Genomic DNA, 19,737 nt, shown 5'->3' on the forward strand with positions numbered 1-19,737 from the left:
ATTTTCTGTCTAGTCTCTGTAGTAGAGGTCGAGATTGCTTTCTACAGCGGTCGAATTTTCGAGGTTGTTCACAAAATCATTGAACAAGCTCATAGCGACGTAGCTGCTGGTATTTGCAATTTCGGTCTTCACGGCTTCCTTAACGGAGGCTTCTTCAGGAACCTTCTTGGAGACGACCTTGACCATCACGGCACCGTTTTCGGTAGCGACGGCAGAGCTCCATTCGCCTTCCTTGGTATTTTCGAGAATCTTGGAAATTCGGTTGCTGCCATAGCCGAAGCCCGGCACGTAGCCGTCGACAGAGGCGGTCACATGCTCCATATTCACCTTTTCAATCTTGTTTGCGGCAACAGCTGCAGAATCGGCGGCGCTATCAGCCGGAGCCCAGGCCTTCACCTTGTCGGCAACGGAAGCGAGGTAAGCTTCAGCAGCGGCAGCGGCCTTGTTGCGGAGAAGCGTATTCTTGATGCTGTTGAAGTACAGGTCAACGCTGCGTTCACCAGCCTTGAGTTCCTTGACCTTTTCAGCAACCACGACCCACTTGTTGTTCTTCAAGATCGGAGAAACCTTGCTAGCTTCGTCCGGGAGGTTTTCGTTCGGCCAGGCATAAGCGGCAAGCCCCTTCAGGTAACCGACACCTTCGATATTGTCGCCACGAGAAATCCAGTTAGAAGTGTGAACATCGAGGTTCAGTTCCTTGGCAGCATCGGCAAAAGTCTTGCCAGCATCGACAGAAGCCTTCACCTTGGTGAGAATGCCTTCGAGGCTATCGATTGTTTCAGAAGAAGCGTTCACGACGAGAAGGATATGTGCGACCTTCACGAGATCAGCACCGGTAGAATCCTTGGACTTGCCGAGGCTCTTGATGATGTGGTAGCCAAAGCGGGTACGAACCGGTTCGGAAACGGCACCGGAATCGAGACCGAAAGCGACATCTTCGAATTCCTTGACATAGACACCACGACCCACATAGTCGTCGCTCAAGACGCCGCCCTTTTCAGCAGTGGATGCATCTTCGGAAGAAATACGGGCCATGTCTTCGAACGTGGTAGTCGAAGAGGAATCGGTCAGCTGGTAATAAAGCGTCATGGCATATTCGCGAATGCGCGCGTCATCGCCAGCAGTAGCTTCGACCGGGAGGTATGCAAATTCAAACTGGGCCATGTCCTTCTTGACAAAGAAGCTGTCGCGATGGGCATTGAAGTAGCCAGCGACCATCACGCTGTCCACGGCATTTTCGTCAGCCTTGAAATCTACACCGTTGACAACCGCCACCTGCAGTTCGTAGTCGGTCATGCGACGGTTGACATTCCAGTTCGCTTCGAGAGACGTCGGGTGTACAGAAGCGCCGACCAGCACTTGCAGTTGGCGAGCCGGAATCGTGTTAACCTTCAGGTCTTCTTCGAGCTGAAGCATCACACCCCAGCGGAAAGCTTCGGGAGTCTTGAGCCAAGCGTCGTATTCTTCCTTATTGAAGGTCGAATCCGTGAGGAACTTCGGCAGACTGGCGATATAAGCCTGAGAACGCTGCATCAGGTCTTCCTGGCTCGTAGCCTGCTGCTGGATCATGTACAGGTAGCGCTGGGCTTCCTGGACCAGACGGGCGCGAACGGCATCCGGATTGCGGCTGAATTCGGATTCGAGTTCGGCGACCGACGCGCTCAGTTCGGCTTTTTCGAACTGTTCGTTCAAGAGAATCTGGCGAACAAAGCTACGGAAGACTTCGCTACGCAGCTGGTTGTACTGTTCGTCCTCGAGGTGCTGGCCCTGGTATTGGTTTTGCACGATGTTCTTGATACGGGAGTCGAACTCGGCATAAGTAATCTTCTTGTCGTTTACAACGCCGACCGGATAGCTGTGTCCTTGGTTCGGGACACGGTCCATGGCCAAAAGGCCCACCACGATACCCGCGGCAAAGATAACGATAATCCACTTGGCTTTTTCATTAATCCACGTTAACATAGAGTAGACTCCATAGAAATTTTTGTCGGGCAAAATGTAGCAAAAAAAATCTATTACTTTTATTTTGCATTCAAATAATGCCGAAATAGCCGTTTTTTTCTATCTATATACACCGAAAAAAACAAAGTTTAGTCAACGGAGTTCGGTCATGTACGACATTTTGGTTCTGGGAGCAGGAATTTCTGGCTTGAGTGCAGCACTCCATGCCGCAGAAAAAGGCTTTTCGGTTGTTATTCTCACTAAGGGTGCGAAACCGGACGGCTCATCGAACTACGCTCAAGGCGGAATCGCGACCGTTACCGAAAAAACAGACAAGTTCAAGTTCCATATTGACGACACGCTGGAAGCTGGTGCAGGCCTTTGCAAGAAAGAACCCGTGAACATTCTGACCAAGAGCGGCCCAGATACCATTCGCCAGCTGGTCAAGTGGGGCGTGCAGTTCACCCCCTCGCCCGCCGACAAGACACAATTTGACTTGCACTTGGAAGGCGGCCACAGCCACCACCGTATTTTGCACGCCGCAGACCTCACCGGTAAAGAGATTATGCGCGCCCTGCTTTGCGAACTGCACAAGCACAAGAACATTCACTACATTGAAAACTGCTACATCAAGGACTTGATTTGCAAGGGCGAAGGCAAGAACAAGCGCTGCATCGGTGCCAAGATTATTCACCAGAAGACGGGCATTGTCGAAGACCTTTACGCAAAGGCTTCTATCCTTTCTACTGGCGGTGCCGGTCGTATCTGGCAGTACACGGTTTGCCCGCATGACAGCTGCGGCGACGGTATGGCGATTGCTGCCCGCGCAGGGGCCGCGCTGCAAGACATTGAATTCATGCAGTTCCACCCCACGAGTCTTTACGCTCCGAACCTCAAGAAGCCGTTCCTGATTTCGGAAGCAGTGCGTGGCTTTGGCGGAATCTTGAAAAACGACAAGGGCGAAGAATTCATGAACCAAGTGCACCCGCTGCACTCCCTTGCACCGCGCGACATTGTGGCCCGCGCCATTCATAGCGAAATGCAGCGCTTGGGCAAGCCCAACATGTTTATTGACTTGAGCGGTCGCACGCCGAAAGACATCAAGAGCCATTTCCCGAACATTTACGCGAAGTGCCTCGAGGCAGGAATTGACATTACCAAGCAGTGGATTCCGGTGGTGCCGGCCGCACATTACATGTGCGGAGGCGTACTGGTCGACACATGGTCACGCACCGAGATTAAGGGCCTGTACGCCTGCGGCGAAGTCGCCGCTACCGGCGTCCACGGCGCAAACCGTCTGGCTTCGAACTCGCTTCTGGAAAGCGTCGTCTTCGCCATCCGCGCTGTCGACAACATTAGCGAAAGCGGTCTCCTGAAAGAAAAGATTGCTACAAGCAAGTCGAGCAAGAAAGAAAAGGTTTCGTTCACCAAGTCCGCCTACTGGCGCAAGCGCAAGAAGATTCTGCAGGACATGATGTGGACGCATTGCGGAATCGTGCGCACGGTTGCCGGGCTCAATCAGGGGCTCAAGGTTGTCGAAGAACTTGAAAAAGATGTCAACACCGCCATCAAGAACAAGGAAACCGAAAACCTGTACTTCATTGAATTCCTGAATGCATTGCAGGTATCGAAGATGATTCTGATTGCAGCACTCCACCGCAAGGAATCTCGCGGACTCCACTACATTCTGGATTATCCGAATCTGGACCCGAAGACGAAACACCATACGATTTACTTAAAGTAGGAAGTAGACAGTAGACAGTAGACAGTAGACAGTAGACAGTAGACAGTTGGAAGTTGGACGTGGAAGGAAAAAGCGCAAAACCTTCAAAGATTGGCGGGTACACACCGACGCAGGAACTGGGTTCCGGCGCCATGGGTCAGCTGTGGCTTTGCCATGACAAGTCGCTCGACCGCATGGTCGTGGTCAAGCAAATGCAACAGGACATCGAAGACAACGATGTCAATGTCCGCCGCTTTATGCAAGAAGGCAATATCCTTGCGCACCTAAACCACCCGGCCATTACCAAGCCCTACGCCCTTTGGAAAGAAAAAGACGGCAAGCTTTCGCTGTCCATGGAATTCGTGCACGGGCTCACGCTTCGTCAGATTCTTGACAAAGTAAAACAGCCGCCTCTGTGGGTTGTTCTGAACATTTTGCACGAAATCCTTTGTGCCTTGGGCGAAGCTCACCGCAAGGGAATCGTCCACCGCGACATCAAGCCCGCCAACATCATGGTCGATAACGACGGGCGAATCCATTTGCTCGATTTCGGCATCGCGCATACGGAATCTCCGCTCAAGTTCAACAAGGGCGAAGACGCCGAACGATTAACGCAAACGGGCGCCATTCTCGGTACCGTCACTTACATGAGCCCCGAACAGACTGTCGGCGAAGAAGCCACTCCAGCATCCGACCTGTTTGCCGTAGGCATTATCGCAAGCGAAATGCTCATGGGCCAAAACATTTTCCGCGGCACGAACTTTAGCGACACGCTCCAGAGAATCCAGAAGCTCCGCGTCACCGAAAAGGCTTTTGACAAGGAACTCCCCCGCCGCTTAAAGAAATTGATCGCAAAGATGCTGAACAAGGATCCGCACAAGCGTCCGCTCACCGCATTCGATGCTGCCGAGCAAATTTCGCTTGTCATGCGCAATTACCCACGCGATATGGTTCCGTACATGGCCATGTGGATTTACGCCATCAAGGATTCTATCAAGCAGAAAACCGACTCAATCGACGAAACGCTTTTCACCGAACCCCCGATTTATCCGACGCATATCAAGTTTCACTTTTTCAAGGGACTTGGCATCGGCGCTATCATTGGCTTTTTAATTTGTTTTATCATTACACGTTTTATTTAGGCAAACTTTTTTTAGAAAACAAATTCCATGAACGCAATAGACATTGTCTGCCTCATCATCATTCTTTTTCTCATGTTGCTCGGTTTATGGCACGGATTTTTCCGCGGGATATTCCGACTGATTGCCTGGGCCGCAGGCATTGTGGGCGCCTATTTTGCATGCGACTTGCTTTCTGACTTTGTTTCAAACACGTTGCAGGCAAGCGCATTTTCGACAAAGCTCGTTTGCATGTGCATCGGATTCCTGGTTCCGTTCCTGCTGTTCCTGTTTGTAGGGCGATTCCTCCAGCACATTACCGAAAACACGACTGTCGGTAAAGCCGACCGGATTCTCGGAGGAATTTTCGGAGTCATCAAGGCATTGCTCATTTGCTTTGTGCTGCTGACGATTTTGCACCTGTTCCCCTTTGGCGGAATTATTCCCGAAACCCGCGACACCGCGTTCGCTTACGACGCCTACAAGGCATCTCTTGAATTGATGGGTTATTCTTCGAAGCCGGTGAACTTGCTCGATGTCGCCGAAAAGAAAGCCAACGAAATCACCAAGTCCATTACGGACAAGGCCGCCGAAAAGGCATCCGAAGCAGCCAAGGATGCCGCAGACAAGGCAACCGAAGTTGTCAAAGAAACGGCCAAGGATGCCGCCGACAAGGCAGCCGAAGTCGCCAAGGAATCGGTCAAGGACGCCGTCGACTCGCTCAAGAGCACCGCTAAAGAAGCAAAAGAAGCCGCTAAATAGCCGTCTTATTTTGTTGCGTACTTACGCGCTTCTTTAATAATATCGTCTTCGCCGTCGACATGATGATTACGCATCACGAACTTGCCGTTACAAATCACGGAATGGATGGCACTAGAATCGCCCGCATACACCCAGTTACTCACCAAGTTGTAATTGGGCACAAGGCGTTCATTCTTCAAGTCTAGCAACAAGGCGTCAGCCAAGAAATCGTCGGCAATCAGGCCCGCCGGGATTCCATAGGCAAGCGCCGTATTCGACGTCGCCATTTCGAAAGCCTCTACCGCAGGCAACGCCTCGGCGTTACCGCCCTTGCGTTCCACCTTTGCCAAAAGCGAAATCAGCTTCATTTCTTCGTGCATGTCGAGGTTGTTGTTCGACGACGCGCCATCGGTACCAAGCCCGACAAGAGTACCGCTATCCAAAAGCGCATTCACCTTCGGAATTCCGCTGCCGAGTTTCAAGTTCGAACACGGATTCAGTATCGCCGCCGATTCCGATTCCGCCATCAAGGACATTTCATATTCGTTCAGGTGAACGCAATGCGCAGCCACAAAGTTTTCGCCCAGAATTCCCCACTTGTCAAGGAGTTCTACGGGAGTACAGCCATACTGCTTTTGACAGTCCTTGACTTCCTTGAGCGTTTCAGAAAGGTGTGTATGCAGAATGTAGTTTTCTTCGCGTGCCACCTTCGCGCAGCGCCTAAAAATTTTTTCGCCAACGGTGTAAATGGAATGCGGCATAACGGCAAGCTTGACGCGGTCCGATTCAAGGCGGTGATCTTGCAGGAACTTGAAATTTTCTTCAATATGTTCGGGCGTATCCAAGTTTTCTGCTATCGTTACGCCAATAGAGGCTCGAATTCCCATTTCCTTCACCACCTTCATGGTGACTTCGCGACGCCAGTACATGTCCGAAAAAAAGACGGTTCCGGACTTGATCATTTCAAGCACGGCAAGGCGCGTTCCGATTTCGATATCCTTCGCCGTAAGTTTCGCCTCGAAAGGCCAGATGTATTCCGTGAGCCATTTCTGGAGAGGCATATCGTCGGCATAGCCACGCAAAAGTGTCATGGCGGCATGAGTGTGGCCATTGTAGAACGGTGGCACTATGGCAAGCCCATCGCACTTGACAATTTCGGCATTCTCGTAATCGCGCTTGGAAAGTTCACGACCAACCTTGGCAAATTTCTTGCCCGAAATCAAAATATCCTGTTTTTTTCCTTGAAAAAGCACAGATTGGAGTATCGTTTTTGCCATAATTTTCACTCATGAAACTGATTTACACGAAAAGTAGAATATTTCGGGAGCGTTTTTAGCGGTTTTAGTATATAATTATGGTATGAAGATGGACGAACTGGAAACTCTCCCTATTTCAAGAGCCCAATTTCAGAAATTGGACATTTTCAAGAACGTCGCTTTTGAAAGCCTCGCCGGTTATCTTCTCGGCTGCAAAACCATTACCGTGGAACCGGGAACATTGCTCATCGACCCGAATCAACCCAAGCGCCGGTTGCTGATTTTGCTTGACGGCCTGCTCCAAGTCGTCATGAAATCCCAAGGAGGCTCTTTTTCGGACAATATTCTTCCTGGGCACTGCGCAGGCGAAATGTCCATATTCGACAACGTTAAGCCCAGCGCCCAAGTCTTTGCAAAAGAGAAAAGCACGCTTCTCGTGATTGATGCAGGCACCGCACTAGCCATGCTTAACGCATCGCACGACTTGTGCCTCAACTTCTTGCAACTGCTAAGCAGCAGACTTCGCAACAACAACAAAGTCGTCTGCGAAGAAGAATACCACATTCGCTGTATCGAAGAAAATGCGAAGGCGGATTCCCTGACCGGACTTCACAACCGTCGATGGCTCGAAGAGATGTACACCCGCGAACTCAAGCGCAGTAACGAAGGCGATTTTCACCTTTCGGCATTCATGCTCGACATCGACCACTTCAAGAATATCAACGACACCTTCGGGCATATCGCCGGAGACCAGGTGCTCATTGCCATCGCCAAATGCATTACGAATTGCCTAAGGCCCTCGGACATGCCAGTGCGTTACGGCGGCGAAGAATTCACAGTGTTTCTACCGAATACAACTAGCGAAAACGCTAAAATCATCGCAGAACGACTGCGTTCCTGTGTCGAAAAAATGCAAATAGCGCTCTCTTCGGGCGAGGTCATCTCCGTTACCGTAAGCGTGGGCTTTACCGAAAGGCAGCAAGGGGATACCGTAGAATCAATCATCAAGCGCGCCGATGACGCCTTGTACTACGCCAAAGAATCCGGGCGCAACCGCGTATGCCTGAACCTTGGCGAAGACTCCATGTTTTTGTTTTAAAAACAGGTCGGGCGCTAACGCGCCCTTTCAGGTATGAGGTCGTTCGCCTACGGCTCACTTTGAGGTATTATTTTTTCTCAAAGCGAGTGAAACGAGCGTCCTCAAAGCAAAGCGAGCTCATAGCTCACTGCTCTAAAGACGCTTCAACACGGCAGCGGCGTGGTGGATAAAGCCTTCTTCGGTAGCAACGGCGGCAATCGCCTTCGCATTCTTCTTGATAGCCTTTTCACTGTAGCGGATAATGCTCATGCGCTTGAGGAAGTCGTAGACACCGAGCGGGCTGAAGAAACGGCCCGTGCCGTTAGTAGGCAGCACATGGTTCGGGCCAGCAAAGTAGTCACCCACTGGCTCGGAGGACCACGGGCCGATAAATACGGCGCCAGCGTTCTCGATTTGAGCGGCCATCGATTCGGCTTCGGCGGTCATCACTTCCAAGTGTTCCGGAGCAATGCGGTTCGCGATTTCAACACCGTCGAACCAGTCCTTCACCACCAAAATGCGGCCGAAGTTGCCGAGCACCTTTTCGAGAAGTTCCTTCTTCGGGGAATTTTCGACCTGCACATCGACGCAGGCAGAAATCATCTGGGCGGTTTCCATATTGTCGGTAATGCAAATGGCAGCTTCGAAACCGGAACCGTGTTCGGCCTGGCTCAAAAGGTCGGCAGCAACAAAGTCCGGATCGCAGGTATTGTCGGCCATCACGAGCACTTCGCTGGGGCCTGCCACCATGTCGATGTCCACGACGCCGAAGACTTCTTTCTTGGCGATAGCGGCAAACACGTTACCCGGGCCAACAATCTTGTCGACGCGTTCCACAACCGTCTTGCCCTTGGCATCCTTGGCACCGTATGCAAGCAGGCCAATCGCTTGAGCGCCACCGATGTGGTAGACTTCTTCAATGCCGAGTTCCTGCAGCACGAATGCCACAGCACGGTTGATTTCGCCCTTGATCGGGGTCACCACCACGATGTCCTGCACGCCGGCAACGAGGGCCGGAACTGCATTCATAATCACGGTGCTCGGGTAAATGCCCGCACCACCCGGCACATAGAGGCCCACACGCTTCATGGGGCGAATGCGCTGACCGAGGACTACTCCATCGGCCCCTTCCATAAGCCAGGATTCTTCCATCTGGTTCTTGTGGAAATCACGCACGTTCTTGATGGCTTGCTTCAAGGCCTTCTGCAGTTCCTTGGGGCACTTGGCGGCAGACTTTGCAATGGCGGATGCCGGCACGCGGATGTTCTTGCCCTTGAGGCCATCGAACTTCTGGGCGTATTCCGTCGCCTTGGCGATGCCGCCCTTCTTGATGTCGGCAAGGATCTGCATTACCTTGTCGTGAATTTCCTTGGACGGGGCTACTTCACGCCCGCAGATGCGTTCGATTTCAGCAGATTTCGGAGTAACTTTTACGATTTGCATGAATTATTTCTTCCTTGATACACCGGCAAGATTGCGGACCTTGCGGGCAGTCAATTTTTTCGTTTTCGTCGGAGCAGGTTCTTCCTTGGCTACAGGCACGACAGGCTTCACGTCCAAATGCTTGTAAGCACCTTCAATCACCTTTTCATCGACAAGAATCTTGTAGGTCAGGCCGTCAACGAATGCCATCCAAGACGCTTCGATAATGTTGCTCGAAACACCGACCACATTCCAGTATCCCTTCTCGTCGCCAAAGGTCGTCCACACGCGAACCGTTGCGTCAGAAGCCACCTTGGAACCAAGCACGCGTACCTTATAGTCGTCGAGCTTGACCTTCGCCATATTCGGGAAGAACGGGAGCAAAGCCTTACGGAGGGCTGCATCCAAAGCGTTCACCGGGCCGTCGCCTTCACTCACCTGATGGCTGATCTTGTCGCCAATCTGGAGTTTTACAGTCGCCTGCGAAACAGACACGCCCTGCGGAGTCTTGTCTTCAATGACTCGGTAGTTCAGCACCTTGAACGGTTCCTTGACCATGCCCAAGTGGCGGTACACAAGCATCTTGAAGCTCGCTTCGGCACTGTCAAAATGCCAGCCGGCGTTTTCGCGTTCCTTGATTAAAGAAAGCAGACTTGCCACCACCGGGTCCTTCTTGTCGATACCTGGCTTAATGGCCTTGAGTTTTTCGACCACCAGAGAACCGCCCGCCTGGTCGCTCGTCACAAACACGCGATCGTTACCGACGGCATGCGGGTCGATGTGTTCAAAGCTGCGAGACACCTTCATCACGCCATCGATATGGGCTCCACCCTTATGGGCAAAGGCGGCATCACCCACATACGGAGCATGCGGGTCGCTCGGCAAATTCACGATCTGGTCAATGTTTCCGCTCAGCTGGCGAAGTCTTGCAATCTTTTTCGCTGCAAAGAACTTGGCTCCCATCTTGAAGTGCAAATCGGCAGCGATAGTCGTAAGGTTCGCGTTACCGCAACGTTCACCAAAACCGTTCACCACGCCCTGCACCATGACGGCACCGTTCTTTACAGCATAAATGCTGTTGCACACGCCAAGGCCAGAATCATCGTGAACATGGATTCCGATAGGAGTCGAGATACGCTTCTTGACATCCTTGACAATTTCTTCAAGTTCCCACGGCATGGTTCCGCCATTGGTATCGCAAAGCACGATATAGTCGGCATGGCCCTTTTCTGCGGCGCGCAAGGTTTCCATGGCATACTCGGGATTAGCCTTGTAGCCATCGAAGAAGTGTTCTGCATCGTAAATGACTTCTTCGGAGTTTTCCTTGAGGTATGCGACAGAAGATTCGATCATGTCGAGGTTTTCTTCGAGCGTCGTGCGAATCACGTCTGTCACATGCAGGTCCCAGCTCTTGCCAAAAATGGTCTTGACCGGGGCACCCGACTTCACAAGAGCCTGCAGCAGCGGGTCCTTTTCGGGAATCGTTCCGGGACGGCGCGTAGAACCGAACGCAGCAATCTTCGCATGCTTCAGCTTAACTTCCTTAATCTTCTGGAAGAATTCTTCGTCGGTCGGGTTACTCGGATTGGGCCAGCCACCTTCGATATAGTCAAAACCGAAATGGTCCAAAAGGCGTGCAATCTGCAACTTGTCCGCTAAAGACAAACTGATTCTGCGATCCTGGTTACCATCGCGTAGGGTCGTGTCGTAGAGAAAAACTTTCATGAGTCGTAATTACTTTTTCTTTTTGTCTTTGCCGTAATAGCTGTACTTACCATAACCATAGCTGCCGTAGCCATAGCCATGACCATCGGATTCGCAATGGTTCATCACGAACGCGCGAGGCTTGCCTTCGCAGCAACGGTCGAGTTTCATCATGGATTCCTTGATCTGATCCATGGAATGCTTGCCGTAATGGAGCACGAACAAGGCGAAGTCCACAATGGGGTAAATGAGTTCGGAATCGGTGACGAGTTCTAGAGGAGGCGTATCCACGATAATGATATCGAACTTGGACTTGGCCTCTTCCAAAAGGTTTTTGAAGGTTTCGCCGCGCAAGAGTTCACTCGGCGACACATCGGTCTTACCGGCACCAAGCACATACAGGTTCTTGGTAATGGAATCGGCCACAGCGTTATCCAAGGAGCACTTGCCTTCGAGTACATCGCCCAAGCCCTGCTTGCGGTGGCTATATACCACGCCGCGACGCATGTCGGCATCGATGAGCAAGGTCTTCTTGCCAGAGCCCGCAAAAAGGGCAGAAACGTTCTTGGAAACAAAGGACTTGCCCACGCCCGGAATCATGCCCGTCACCATCATGACGCGCAAATCGTTCGTTGCAAATTCAATAGCCGTATAAAGAGAACGAAGCGCTTCGCTTGACGGCGAATCTGGGTCGTCTTCGACCAGGGGCTTTGTATTCTTGCCCTTGTTGCGCTTGAGGAGAATCGCGTTTTCGGCCTTCGGAATCTTGGCGTAGACGCTAATGCCGGTTTCACGTTCAATTTCAAGAGAACTGCGTACACCTCGCTTGGTCATCTGCAACAGGTAAATCAGCAAGGCACCCAAAAGGAACGCTCCGCCAACGCAACCGGCAAAGATAACCTTCTTGTTCGGCTTGCTGGGCTTGCGTTCGATCTGGGCGTAGTCCACAATACGCACGTTACCCACTTCACCGGCGCGCACCACGCGGAGCTGCTGAATGTTGTTAAGCATTGCCGTATACTGGGCGTTGTTCACGGCCACTTCTTCTTGCAAGCTCATCACGTCTTGCTGGGTACGCGGCATATTTTCGGCAGACTTCTTCAAACGGGAAAGTTCAGAACGCAAGCGGCTCTGCTGTTGCATAATAGTCTGGACAGCCGGGTGTTCTTCCTTGAACAAGCGCGTTGCTTCCTGACGTTGCTGCTCCAATTCCAAAACCTGCTTTTCCAATTCCGTGACCTTTTCCAAGTGAACCCTGGTTTCACCCGTCATGTCCACAGAACCAATTTTCAAGCGGTAGTCTGCCAGCTTCTTTTCGGCCGTATCAAGCTTAGCCTTCACGCCCGGAAGCTGTTCTTCCAGGAATTCCAAAGTCTTTTCAGCTTCGGCACTACGCATTTCCACATTCTGGCGCAGATAAATATTTGCGATCGTATTCAAGACAGAAGCGGCCTTGTCGGCGTATCGATCCGTATAGGACACTCCTATGATACCCGTCTGCTTGCCCTTTTCGGCCACATCGAGTTTTTTGACCAAGGCTCGGACTGCATCTAGCGGTTCGGACTGAACAAGAACAAACCGCTGACCAGGTCTTGCTAGCAAATGTTTAACATGAACTCTAAGAGTATCTCCACCATAGGGAGCTGATAGCGACTCGCCCACCTTGCCCTGCAAAAGCTTAACGCCTTCGGGAGTATAAACGGCAAATTCATTGTCGCCGACAACCTCGGCAGTCCACTTTTCAATGCGGGCAATTTCAGGAATGTAAAGGTCTTCAAGGTCCATGCGGCCTTCCTGATGGAGCAAGCGGTCGATGGCGCCCTTCGGGTAAGCGTTAAAGCATAGACGTTCCTGTTCGACCACATAGTTCAATACCATGCGACTCTTCAAAAGTTCGATTTCGGCTTCTGCAGGAGAGGCAACGTCCAAAAGGGCCCCCATTTCGCCCATGGCCTTCCCAGCCTTGTTGCCCTTCACGTCAATCTGTAAAAGGGCATCGCTCGTAAACTGCGGACGCATCCAGTTCGAAGCCAGGAAACCTGCCGCGCAGCCGAGAACAATACAAAAAGCCAAAAACAGCTTATGCTTCAAAAGCAAACCTAAGACTTCGAGGATATCGATTTCGTCTTCATCCTTATGGTTTGCTGAAGAAGTAGAGCCTATAGAATTATACTGATTATTCAGTTCCATTTTCATCCTTTCTTGATCTTCATTTACAAAAATAGAAAAAGAGGCCGCAGAGCATGTCCGCGACCTCTTTGTATAAGCTAGAAAAGCTTTATTTCTTCTTAGCGTTCTTCTTTGCCGGAGCCTTCTTTGCAGAAGACTTGCAGAACTTCACATAGGCAGCGAGCGTGTCGCAGAACACTTCGTCCGGGGTGTTGTCGCCGTTGATGCGGCTGATGATGGACTTGCTGTACTTGCCGAGAACCTTGGCGGTAGATTCCTTGTAAACCTTGAGACGGTTCTTGATCACGGCTTCGTCGGCGTCGTCCTTACGGCCTTCGATTTTCGCGCGGTTGAGGAGGCGGGCCACGATGGTCTTTTCGTCCTTGATGTCGAGCACGAAGATGTGCTTCACGTCGACCACGGATTCAATGAGCTTGACCTGGGCAACCGTGCGAGGAATACCGTCGAGAAGGAGAGTATCCTTATCCGGGTTCACCTTGTTGGTGTTGATGAGGCCTTCGATGAAGCGGCCGAAAATTTCGACAGTGGCTTCGTCCGGAACCAAGAGGCCCTTGCTGGAATAAGAAGCGAGAAGCTTGCCGGATTCGCTGGAAGGAGCAATGCCACGGAAGATATCGCCCGTGGAAATGTGCTTGAGAGACGTAGTAGCAGCGAGCTTTGCGCCGACGGTACCCTTGCCGGAACCCGGTGCGCCAAAGATAAGAACTGCAGGAATTTTAGCCATTGTATAACCTCTTGGGTTTGATTGTTGAATTTTTTCGCGGGTAAATATAAAAAATGTGTAATGTGTGATGTGGAATGAGAAATTAATCATTACACATTTCACACTTCACATTTCACATTGCTATTAACTCGGTAACGCCTCGGATGTGAACTTGAGCTTGTTGTTTTCGACATCGATGGAGATAGTCGAGAAATCCTTGTAGATTCCAAGGAGCAAGCCTTCGGCAATTTCGTCTTCCACCAGGTTCTGTATCGAGCGGCGAATCGGACGCGCACCGAGAGCGGAATCGTAGTTGTGAGACACGATGAATTCCTTGGCCGCTTCAGAAACTTCCAAGAGTATTCCGCGTTCGGACAAGTTCTTCTGCAAGAAGGTCAGCTGAATGTCTACGACAGAAGACAGGTCCTTCTTGGTCAGCGGACGGAACACAATCTGCTCGTCCACACGGTTCAAGAATTCCGGCGAGAACACGCGCTTGACTTCTTCGCGGATGGCGGTTTCCATACGTTCGTAGTCATCGGTCTCCCCCATCTTGGTGAATCCCATGCCGCTGCTGTGGCGCACTTCGCGAGCGCCAGCGTTACTCGTCATGATGATGATGGTGTTCTTGAAGTTGATTTTGCGGCCGTAGCTATCCGTAAGGATACCGTCATCCAAAATTTGCAGGAGCAAGTTGTAGATATCCGGGTGAGCCTTTTCGATTTCGTCGAGGAGTACCACGCAGTAGGGACGCTTGCGCACCTTTTCGCTGAGCTGTCCACCGCTATCTTCAAAGCCTACGTATCCCGGAGGCGCACCAATCAGGCGGCTCACGCTATGCTTTTCCATGTATTCGCTCATGTCGATACGAATCATGGATTCTTCGCTACCAAACAAGCATTGGCTTAGGACCTTCGCAAGCTCGGTCTTACCGACACCCGTAGGGCCAAGGAACAAGAAACTGCCCATGGGGCGTTTTGCGCTGCGAATACCGGCACGGGTTCGGCGGATGGCCTTCACCACGGCATCTACAGCCTGGTCCTGGCCAATCACGCGTTCCTTGATTTCGTCACCGAGCTTCAGGAGTTTCTGTGTTTCTTCACCAGCGAGGCGGCTGATAGGAATACCTGTCATCTTGCTGATGCAGTCGCGGATTTCGTTTTCGTCTACCACCGGCAAGTCTGCCGAGTCTTCCTTATTCAAGGCTTCGCGGCGTTCGGCGATGCGGTTCGTCAATTCTTCAATCTTGTCGCGGAGGGTTGCAGCCGTTTCGTACTGCTGGTCGGCAATGGCCTCTTCTTTCTTTTGCATGGTCGCGGCAAGTTCGTCTTCCATTTCCTTGAGGTCTTGCGGCGTACGAATCGAATTCAAGCGTACGCGTGCACCGGCTTCGTCGAGTACGTCGATTGCCTTATCGGGCAGGAATCGGTCACTGATATAGCGTTCGGCGAGCGTCACCGCGGCACGAATCGCTTCGGGCGTGTAATGCACCTTGTGGTGCTGCTCGTACTTCGGACGAAGCCCTTCCAAAATCTGGATAGAATCTTCAGAATTAGGCGGATTCACGACAATCGTCTGGAAGCGGCGTTCAAGCGCGGCATCCTTTTCGATGTACTTGCGGTATTCATCGATCGTCGTGGCACCGATGCACTGGAGTTCGCCTCGGGCGAGCGCCGGCTTAAAGATGTTGCTGGCATCGAGGCTACCTTCGGAGCCGCCCGCGCCCACAATCGTATGGAGTTCGTCGATAAAGAGAATCACCGAATTATCGACGCGTTGGAGTTCCATAATCAAGCCCTTCACGCGTTCTTCGAACTGGCCGCGGTACTTGGTGCCCGCCACCATGGCAGCCACGTCGAGCGTCACCACGCGCTTGTTCATCAAGAGTTCCGGAATCTTCTTCTGGACAATCTTCTGGGCAAGGCCTTCGATAATCGCCGTCTTGCCCACGCCCGGTTCACCGATAAGCGCCGGGTTGTTCTTTTTGCGGCGGCAAAGAATCTGGATCAAGCGTTCAATTTCACGACCACGCCCGATAATCGGGTCGAGCTTGCCCTGTTTGGCAAGCGCCGTCAAGTCGCGACCGAAGTGATCGAGAATCGGCGTCTTGGAACGGCTCTGGCTACGCACCTGCTGGCGCGTGTCACCGCGACCCTGCCCCATAAAGCGGTCATCGCCATCCATGCCCTCGCCCTCTTCGCCAGAAGGCTGGCCGTTCATGGCCTCACGCTTGATCTGCTGCAAAGTACTTTCGAAATTTTCGTAAGTCACACCAAAAGTCGAAAGCGTACCTGCCGCCGGAGATTCGGCCTGCTGCAAAATCGCAAGCATCAAGTGTTCCGGGCCAATGTACTGGTCGCCTTCTTCTTTTGCAATTTTTGCCGCATTAAAAAGGGCCGCCTTACAGCGAGTCGTAAAAGAAAGCAATGCACCATGAGCATCGCCCACAGTCATAATGCCACCGTTCGTTGTCAACGAGCGCTGTACATTTTCACCAAGTTCATTCAAATTGATTTTGAGAGCGCGCAAAGTTTCGGCAGCAAAGCCGGAATCTTCGCGGACAAGTCCGAGCAGCAAATGTTCGGTCGTAACGCTGTCGCTACCCAAGTTACGGGCCGCAATGCGGGCAGCCTGCAACACCGCTTTCGCCTTTTTCGAAAAAATACCGTTGATATCTGACATATTTCTCCTTAAGCTACTGAATGACGCCGCCGTGCATCACGACACGCCTTTTTGCAAAACTAGCCAATTTTTCGTCGTGCGTCACAATCAAGAAAGCCTGATTAAACTTTTCGTTCAGTTCACCAATCAATTCGTTCAGCATCGCGGAATTCGCCTCATCGAGGTTGCCGCTCGGTTCGTCAGCCAGCACCAAGTCCGGATGGTTCATGAGTGCACGGGCAATGGCCACGCGCTGGCGTTCACCGCCGCTGAGTTCACGCGGCAAATGCTTGAAGCGGTCCTTGAGGCCCACCGTTTCCAAAAGCATCGCGGCACGTTCCTTGCATTCCTTTTCAGAAGTTCCGAGAACGCGACCCGGCACGCACACGTTTTCAATCGCCGTAAATTCGCTCAGCAAGTGATGGAACTGGAACACGAACCCCACCTGCACGCGGTGGTAGCGGTCTCGCTCGGCGTCGTTGAACTTAGAAAGCGCCTTTCCCTTAAAAAGAATTTCACCGGAAGTCGGCGTATCGAGCATTCCCACCAAATTCAAAAAAGTCGACTTACCCGAACCCGAAGAACCCGTGAGAGCCACCAGCTCACCCGCTTCCATCTCAAAATTCACGCCCTTGAGGATTTCGAGCTTTTCGCCAGTCTCGGAAAAAACGCGACGAAGGTTGATTGTTTGCAAAAGCTTATCGGACATATCTAATCCTTACGGGTCTCCATTTCCATTAGAATCTGAGCCAAGACTTTGTAATCCAAATACTGGATTCCCTCTTGACCCTGATTGATTTTATCGGCCAGCTCACTATGATAGTACAAGTCCATAGCCTCTTCCAAAGAACATTCTTTCTGTTGCGCAAGATTCAAAGGATTCCTGAACCATCGTGGAAAATATACATTTTTTCATTATGAGAGCCATTCTGTATAATTCTCAGGCGTTATCGTTTCCACTTCCGCGTCGGGGTAACGGTTGGTGAACGCCTTGGTCACGCGGCTTCGTTTTCTGCTGTTCCACTTGAATTCAAAAGCCTTGATTTTAGAACCTATAACTTCTAGATAATCTACTTCCATCTGATCGGTCGTTCGCCAAAAATACGGCAGACCGTCAGCCCGGCTGTAGACGTTCTTTTTCATCCGTTCGCTAATGACGTAGTTTTCCCAAAGTGCGCCAACATCTTTCCTCTGGGGAATGGGTGTAAAGTCATTCAGCACGGCGTTACGAATTCCGTTATCCCAGAAATAGAACTTAACACCTTTCTTGATTTCATTTCGCAAATTACTCGAATAAGACGACAACGGAAAAACGATAAAAGCTTGTTCCAAAATTTTCAGGTATGATTCCACAAGCGTTCGCGACACTCCAAGAAGCCCCGACAATTCGTTAAACGAAACTTCACTGCCGACCTGCAAGGCTAGCGCCCTTAACAGTTTCTCTAGAATGGCAGGCTTACGAATACCTTCGTATTGCATCAAGTCCCGATAAAGGTAACTATCGGCAAGCAACTTGAGAGTCTGCTTCATGTCCGCTTCGTTCACGACAACTTCAGGATAGCCCCCAAAAACAAGGCGCAGTTCCAACTTTTTGGACTCTTCCAAAAAACCGAAATTTTTCTCCAGTTCCGAATAACATAACGGAAATAATCTGTATTCAAACTTGCGCCCCGTCAAAGGCTCCTCTATGGAATTAGCCAAAGAGAACGAACTGGACCCCGTGACAACAACTTGAACATCGTCGCGCGAATCCACGAGCAGCTTTACCGCACGTCCAAGATTCTGAATTTTTTGCCCTTCGTCTACAAAAACGACCTTCCTTGCGCCCATCAACTGGGTCCAGCGGTTCACCGTCACCGTATCGAAATAATGGACATCAAGATCGTCGTCTCCGTTCAAAAGCACGGGCTCGACAGACATTTGCCGAAAGATTTCCCTGGCAAGCGTTGTCTTGCCGCTTTGCCTCGGACCATAGACAACGATGACCTTCCCCTTGAAGAAGTTCTGCGATATATCGTCTGCAAGAATTCTGGAAATTTTGCCGTTCATGCCCCAAATATACCCTATTTTAGTCAAAAAGTCAATATTTTGCATTTACAAACACAGAAAAACTAGATATTTTGCATTTACAAAAGCAAAATCACAAGTTTTTAACCTTTTAGGGTAACTTAATTTTTTTCTAGTCCTGGAGACAACGAACTGAACGCGCGAAGTCCTTATTGGCGGTGCTCAGGCCCGCACTGCCTTCGTCGTAGCGCAAAGGCATGCTGTTCGCGTTGCCGCTATCGATCTCAGTAGAACTCCAGAAGTACGCGCCGCCGCCCTCGAAGCTGTAATCCCCATAGTAGCCCCTGTAGCCAGTAGGGAGCGCCGAGAACCCGAAAGCATCCTTGCCGTTACCACCATTCCATCCGGACGTGGACTTGAGCATTGAGCCCGCGGTTGATGAACCACCGACTGCTTTGAACAAAGATTCCCATTCTGTTTCTGTCGGCAGATGCCAGCCATCGGGGCAAATGCCCTGCACCTTTGTCGGGAGCGTGCAGGTCTTGCCGTAACCACAGTCCACACCGTTGCCACCGTCATACAAAGCAACCGAGTCAATCGCCGCCGCCCAGGTGTAAAAGCGACCGGCCACGGCACAGTTTTCAGTTCTATTATTGTAGCACCAGCAGCGCTTCAACAGGATCGGAGTCTTCACGCTGTCGGAATAGTTCAAGTTTTCCGCCATCCAAACCTGGTCTCCAATCTTTATGGTCTTGTAGACCTTGTTGTCGCGGGGGTCGGTCATGGTGCCGTAGTCAATATCAGGATTAAAGCGACATTCTTTGGGAACATTCCAACTCCAGCCAGTCTCACCATCTAAAAATGCTGAGCAGTTCTGTTCAACAGATGAACTGCTAGAGACAACCTCTCCAATGCTACTACTGGAAGATTCCCCGTCAAGCGGGGAATGACGAGAAGAGGAAGAAGACTCATCCTTGCCACTTGAAGAAGATTTCAACTCGTCTTTACTGCTACTGGATTGTGCAGAACCGCTGCTAGATTCCGGGTCGATGCCTGGAATGACGCTGGAGGAAGAATCCGAAAAGTCGTCAGAAGACGTACTGCTGTCGCCACCGCATGCGGCAAGAAAAAGAAAACTAAAGACTGATGCGGTTGCTACGCAGCCTCGCAACATCTTGATTTTTTTCATACCA

General features: G+C 51.2%; 15 protein-coding genes. 4 read left to right on the forward strand and 11 right to left on the reverse strand.

What is annotated here, in order from left to right:
• Positions 1 to 9: 9 nt before the first annotated feature.
• Complete coding sequence (locus BUC02_RS09790; RefSeq protein WP_073322033.1) at positions 10 to 1,962, reverse strand: peptidylprolyl isomerase; 1,953 nt, start codon at positions 1,960 to 1,962, stop codon at positions 10 to 12.
• Positions 1,963 to 2,110: 148 nt separating this feature from the next.
• On the opposite strand from BUC02_RS09790, the gene nadB reads away from it, so the two are divergent.
• Genes nadB through BUC02_RS09805 form a run of 3 tightly spaced genes read left to right on the forward strand, consistent with a single transcriptional unit; the run spans position 2,111 to position 5,544 of the window.
• Positions 2,111 to 3,685 (forward strand): L-aspartate oxidase, encoded by a 1,575-nt coding sequence (nadB, locus tag BUC02_RS09795; protein WP_073322036.1) that lies wholly within the window; start codon positions 2,111 to 2,113, stop codon positions 3,683 to 3,685.
• A 59-nt stretch (positions 3,686 to 3,744) separates the two neighbouring features.
• Entirely contained in the window at positions 3,745 to 4,806 is a 1,062-nt protein-coding gene (locus tag BUC02_RS09800) for a serine/threonine protein kinase (RefSeq protein ID WP_139261098.1), read from the forward strand.
• Positions 4,807 to 4,833: 27 nt separating this feature from the next.
• Entirely contained in the window at positions 4,834 to 5,544 is a 711-nt protein-coding gene (locus BUC02_RS09805) for a CvpA family protein (RefSeq protein WP_073322042.1), read from the forward strand.
• 5 nt (positions 5,545 to 5,549) lie between these two features.
• Here the strand turns inward: BUC02_RS09805 and BUC02_RS09810 are convergent, their stop codons facing one another.
• A complete protein-coding gene (locus BUC02_RS09810) occupies positions 5,550 to 6,800 on the reverse strand; it encodes an amidohydrolase (protein WP_073322045.1) in 1,251 nt (416 codons plus the stop codon).
• Between the two features lie 88 nt (positions 6,801 to 6,888).
• On the opposite strand from BUC02_RS09810, the gene BUC02_RS09815 reads away from it, so the two are divergent.
• Positions 6,889 to 7,878: a GGDEF domain-containing protein gene (locus BUC02_RS09815; RefSeq protein WP_073322048.1), complete on the forward strand. Its 990-nt coding sequence runs from the start codon at positions 6,889 to 6,891 to the stop codon at positions 7,876 to 7,878.
• 132 nt (positions 7,879 to 8,010) lie between these two features.
• Here BUC02_RS09815 and hisD read toward each other — a convergent pair whose 3' ends face one another.
• From hisD to BUC02_RS09855, 9 genes are all read right to left on the reverse strand, one after another.
• Positions 8,011 to 9,300, reverse strand: a complete 1,290-nt coding sequence (gene hisD, locus BUC02_RS09820; RefSeq protein ID WP_073322051.1) for a histidinol dehydrogenase — start codon at positions 9,298 to 9,300, stop codon at positions 8,011 to 8,013.
• Positions 9,301 to 9,303: 3 nt separating this feature from the next.
• The gene (gene cimA, locus BUC02_RS09825; protein WP_083564546.1) at positions 9,304 to 11,004 is read right to left on the reverse strand and encodes a citramalate synthase; all 1,701 of its coding nucleotides are present in this window, start codon (positions 11,002 to 11,004) and stop codon (positions 9,304 to 9,306) included.
• A gap of 9 nt (positions 11,005 to 11,013) precedes the next feature.
• Positions 11,014 to 13,173, reverse strand: a complete 2,160-nt coding sequence (locus BUC02_RS09830) for a polysaccharide biosynthesis tyrosine autokinase (RefSeq protein WP_139261099.1) — start codon at positions 13,171 to 13,173, stop codon at positions 11,014 to 11,016.
• 88 nt (positions 13,174 to 13,261) lie between these two features.
• Positions 13,262 to 13,897 carry an adenylate kinase family protein gene (locus tag BUC02_RS09835; RefSeq protein ID WP_073322057.1) on the reverse strand — a complete coding sequence of 212 codons (636 nt, stop codon included), beginning with the start codon at positions 13,895 to 13,897 and terminating at the stop codon, positions 13,262 to 13,264.
• 123 nt (positions 13,898 to 14,020) lie between these two features.
• The gene (locus BUC02_RS09840) at positions 14,021 to 16,558 is read right to left on the reverse strand and encodes an ATP-dependent Clp protease ATP-binding subunit (protein WP_073322060.1); all 2,538 of its coding nucleotides are present in this window, start codon (positions 16,556 to 16,558) and stop codon (positions 14,021 to 14,023) included.
• Positions 16,559 to 16,571: 13 nt separating this feature from the next.
• Positions 16,572 to 17,246, reverse strand: a complete 675-nt coding sequence (locus BUC02_RS09845) for an ABC transporter ATP-binding protein (protein WP_073322063.1) — start codon at positions 17,244 to 17,246, stop codon at positions 16,572 to 16,574.
• 2 nt (positions 17,247 to 17,248) lie between these two features.
• Positions 17,249 to 17,371 carry a hypothetical protein gene (locus tag BUC02_RS16630; protein WP_256375149.1) on the reverse strand — a complete coding sequence of 41 codons (123 nt, stop codon included), beginning with the start codon at positions 17,369 to 17,371 and terminating at the stop codon, positions 17,249 to 17,251.
• Positions 17,372 to 17,452: 81 nt separating this feature from the next.
• A complete protein-coding gene (locus BUC02_RS09850) occupies positions 17,453 to 18,586 on the reverse strand; it encodes an ATP-binding protein (protein WP_073322230.1) in 1,134 nt (377 codons plus the stop codon).
• A gap of 130 nt (positions 18,587 to 18,716) precedes the next feature.
• Positions 18,717 to 19,733, reverse strand: coding sequence for a fibrobacter succinogenes major paralogous domain-containing protein (locus BUC02_RS09855; protein ID WP_073322066.1), 1,017 nt, complete (start codon positions 19,731 to 19,733; stop codon positions 18,717 to 18,719).
• Between the last annotated feature and the right edge of the window lie 4 nt (positions 19,734 to 19,737).

The organism is Fibrobacter sp. UWOV1, from assembly GCF_900142495.1.
In the GTDB taxonomy this organism is placed as follows: domain Bacteria; phylum Fibrobacterota; class Fibrobacteria; order Fibrobacterales; family Fibrobacteraceae; genus Fibrobacter.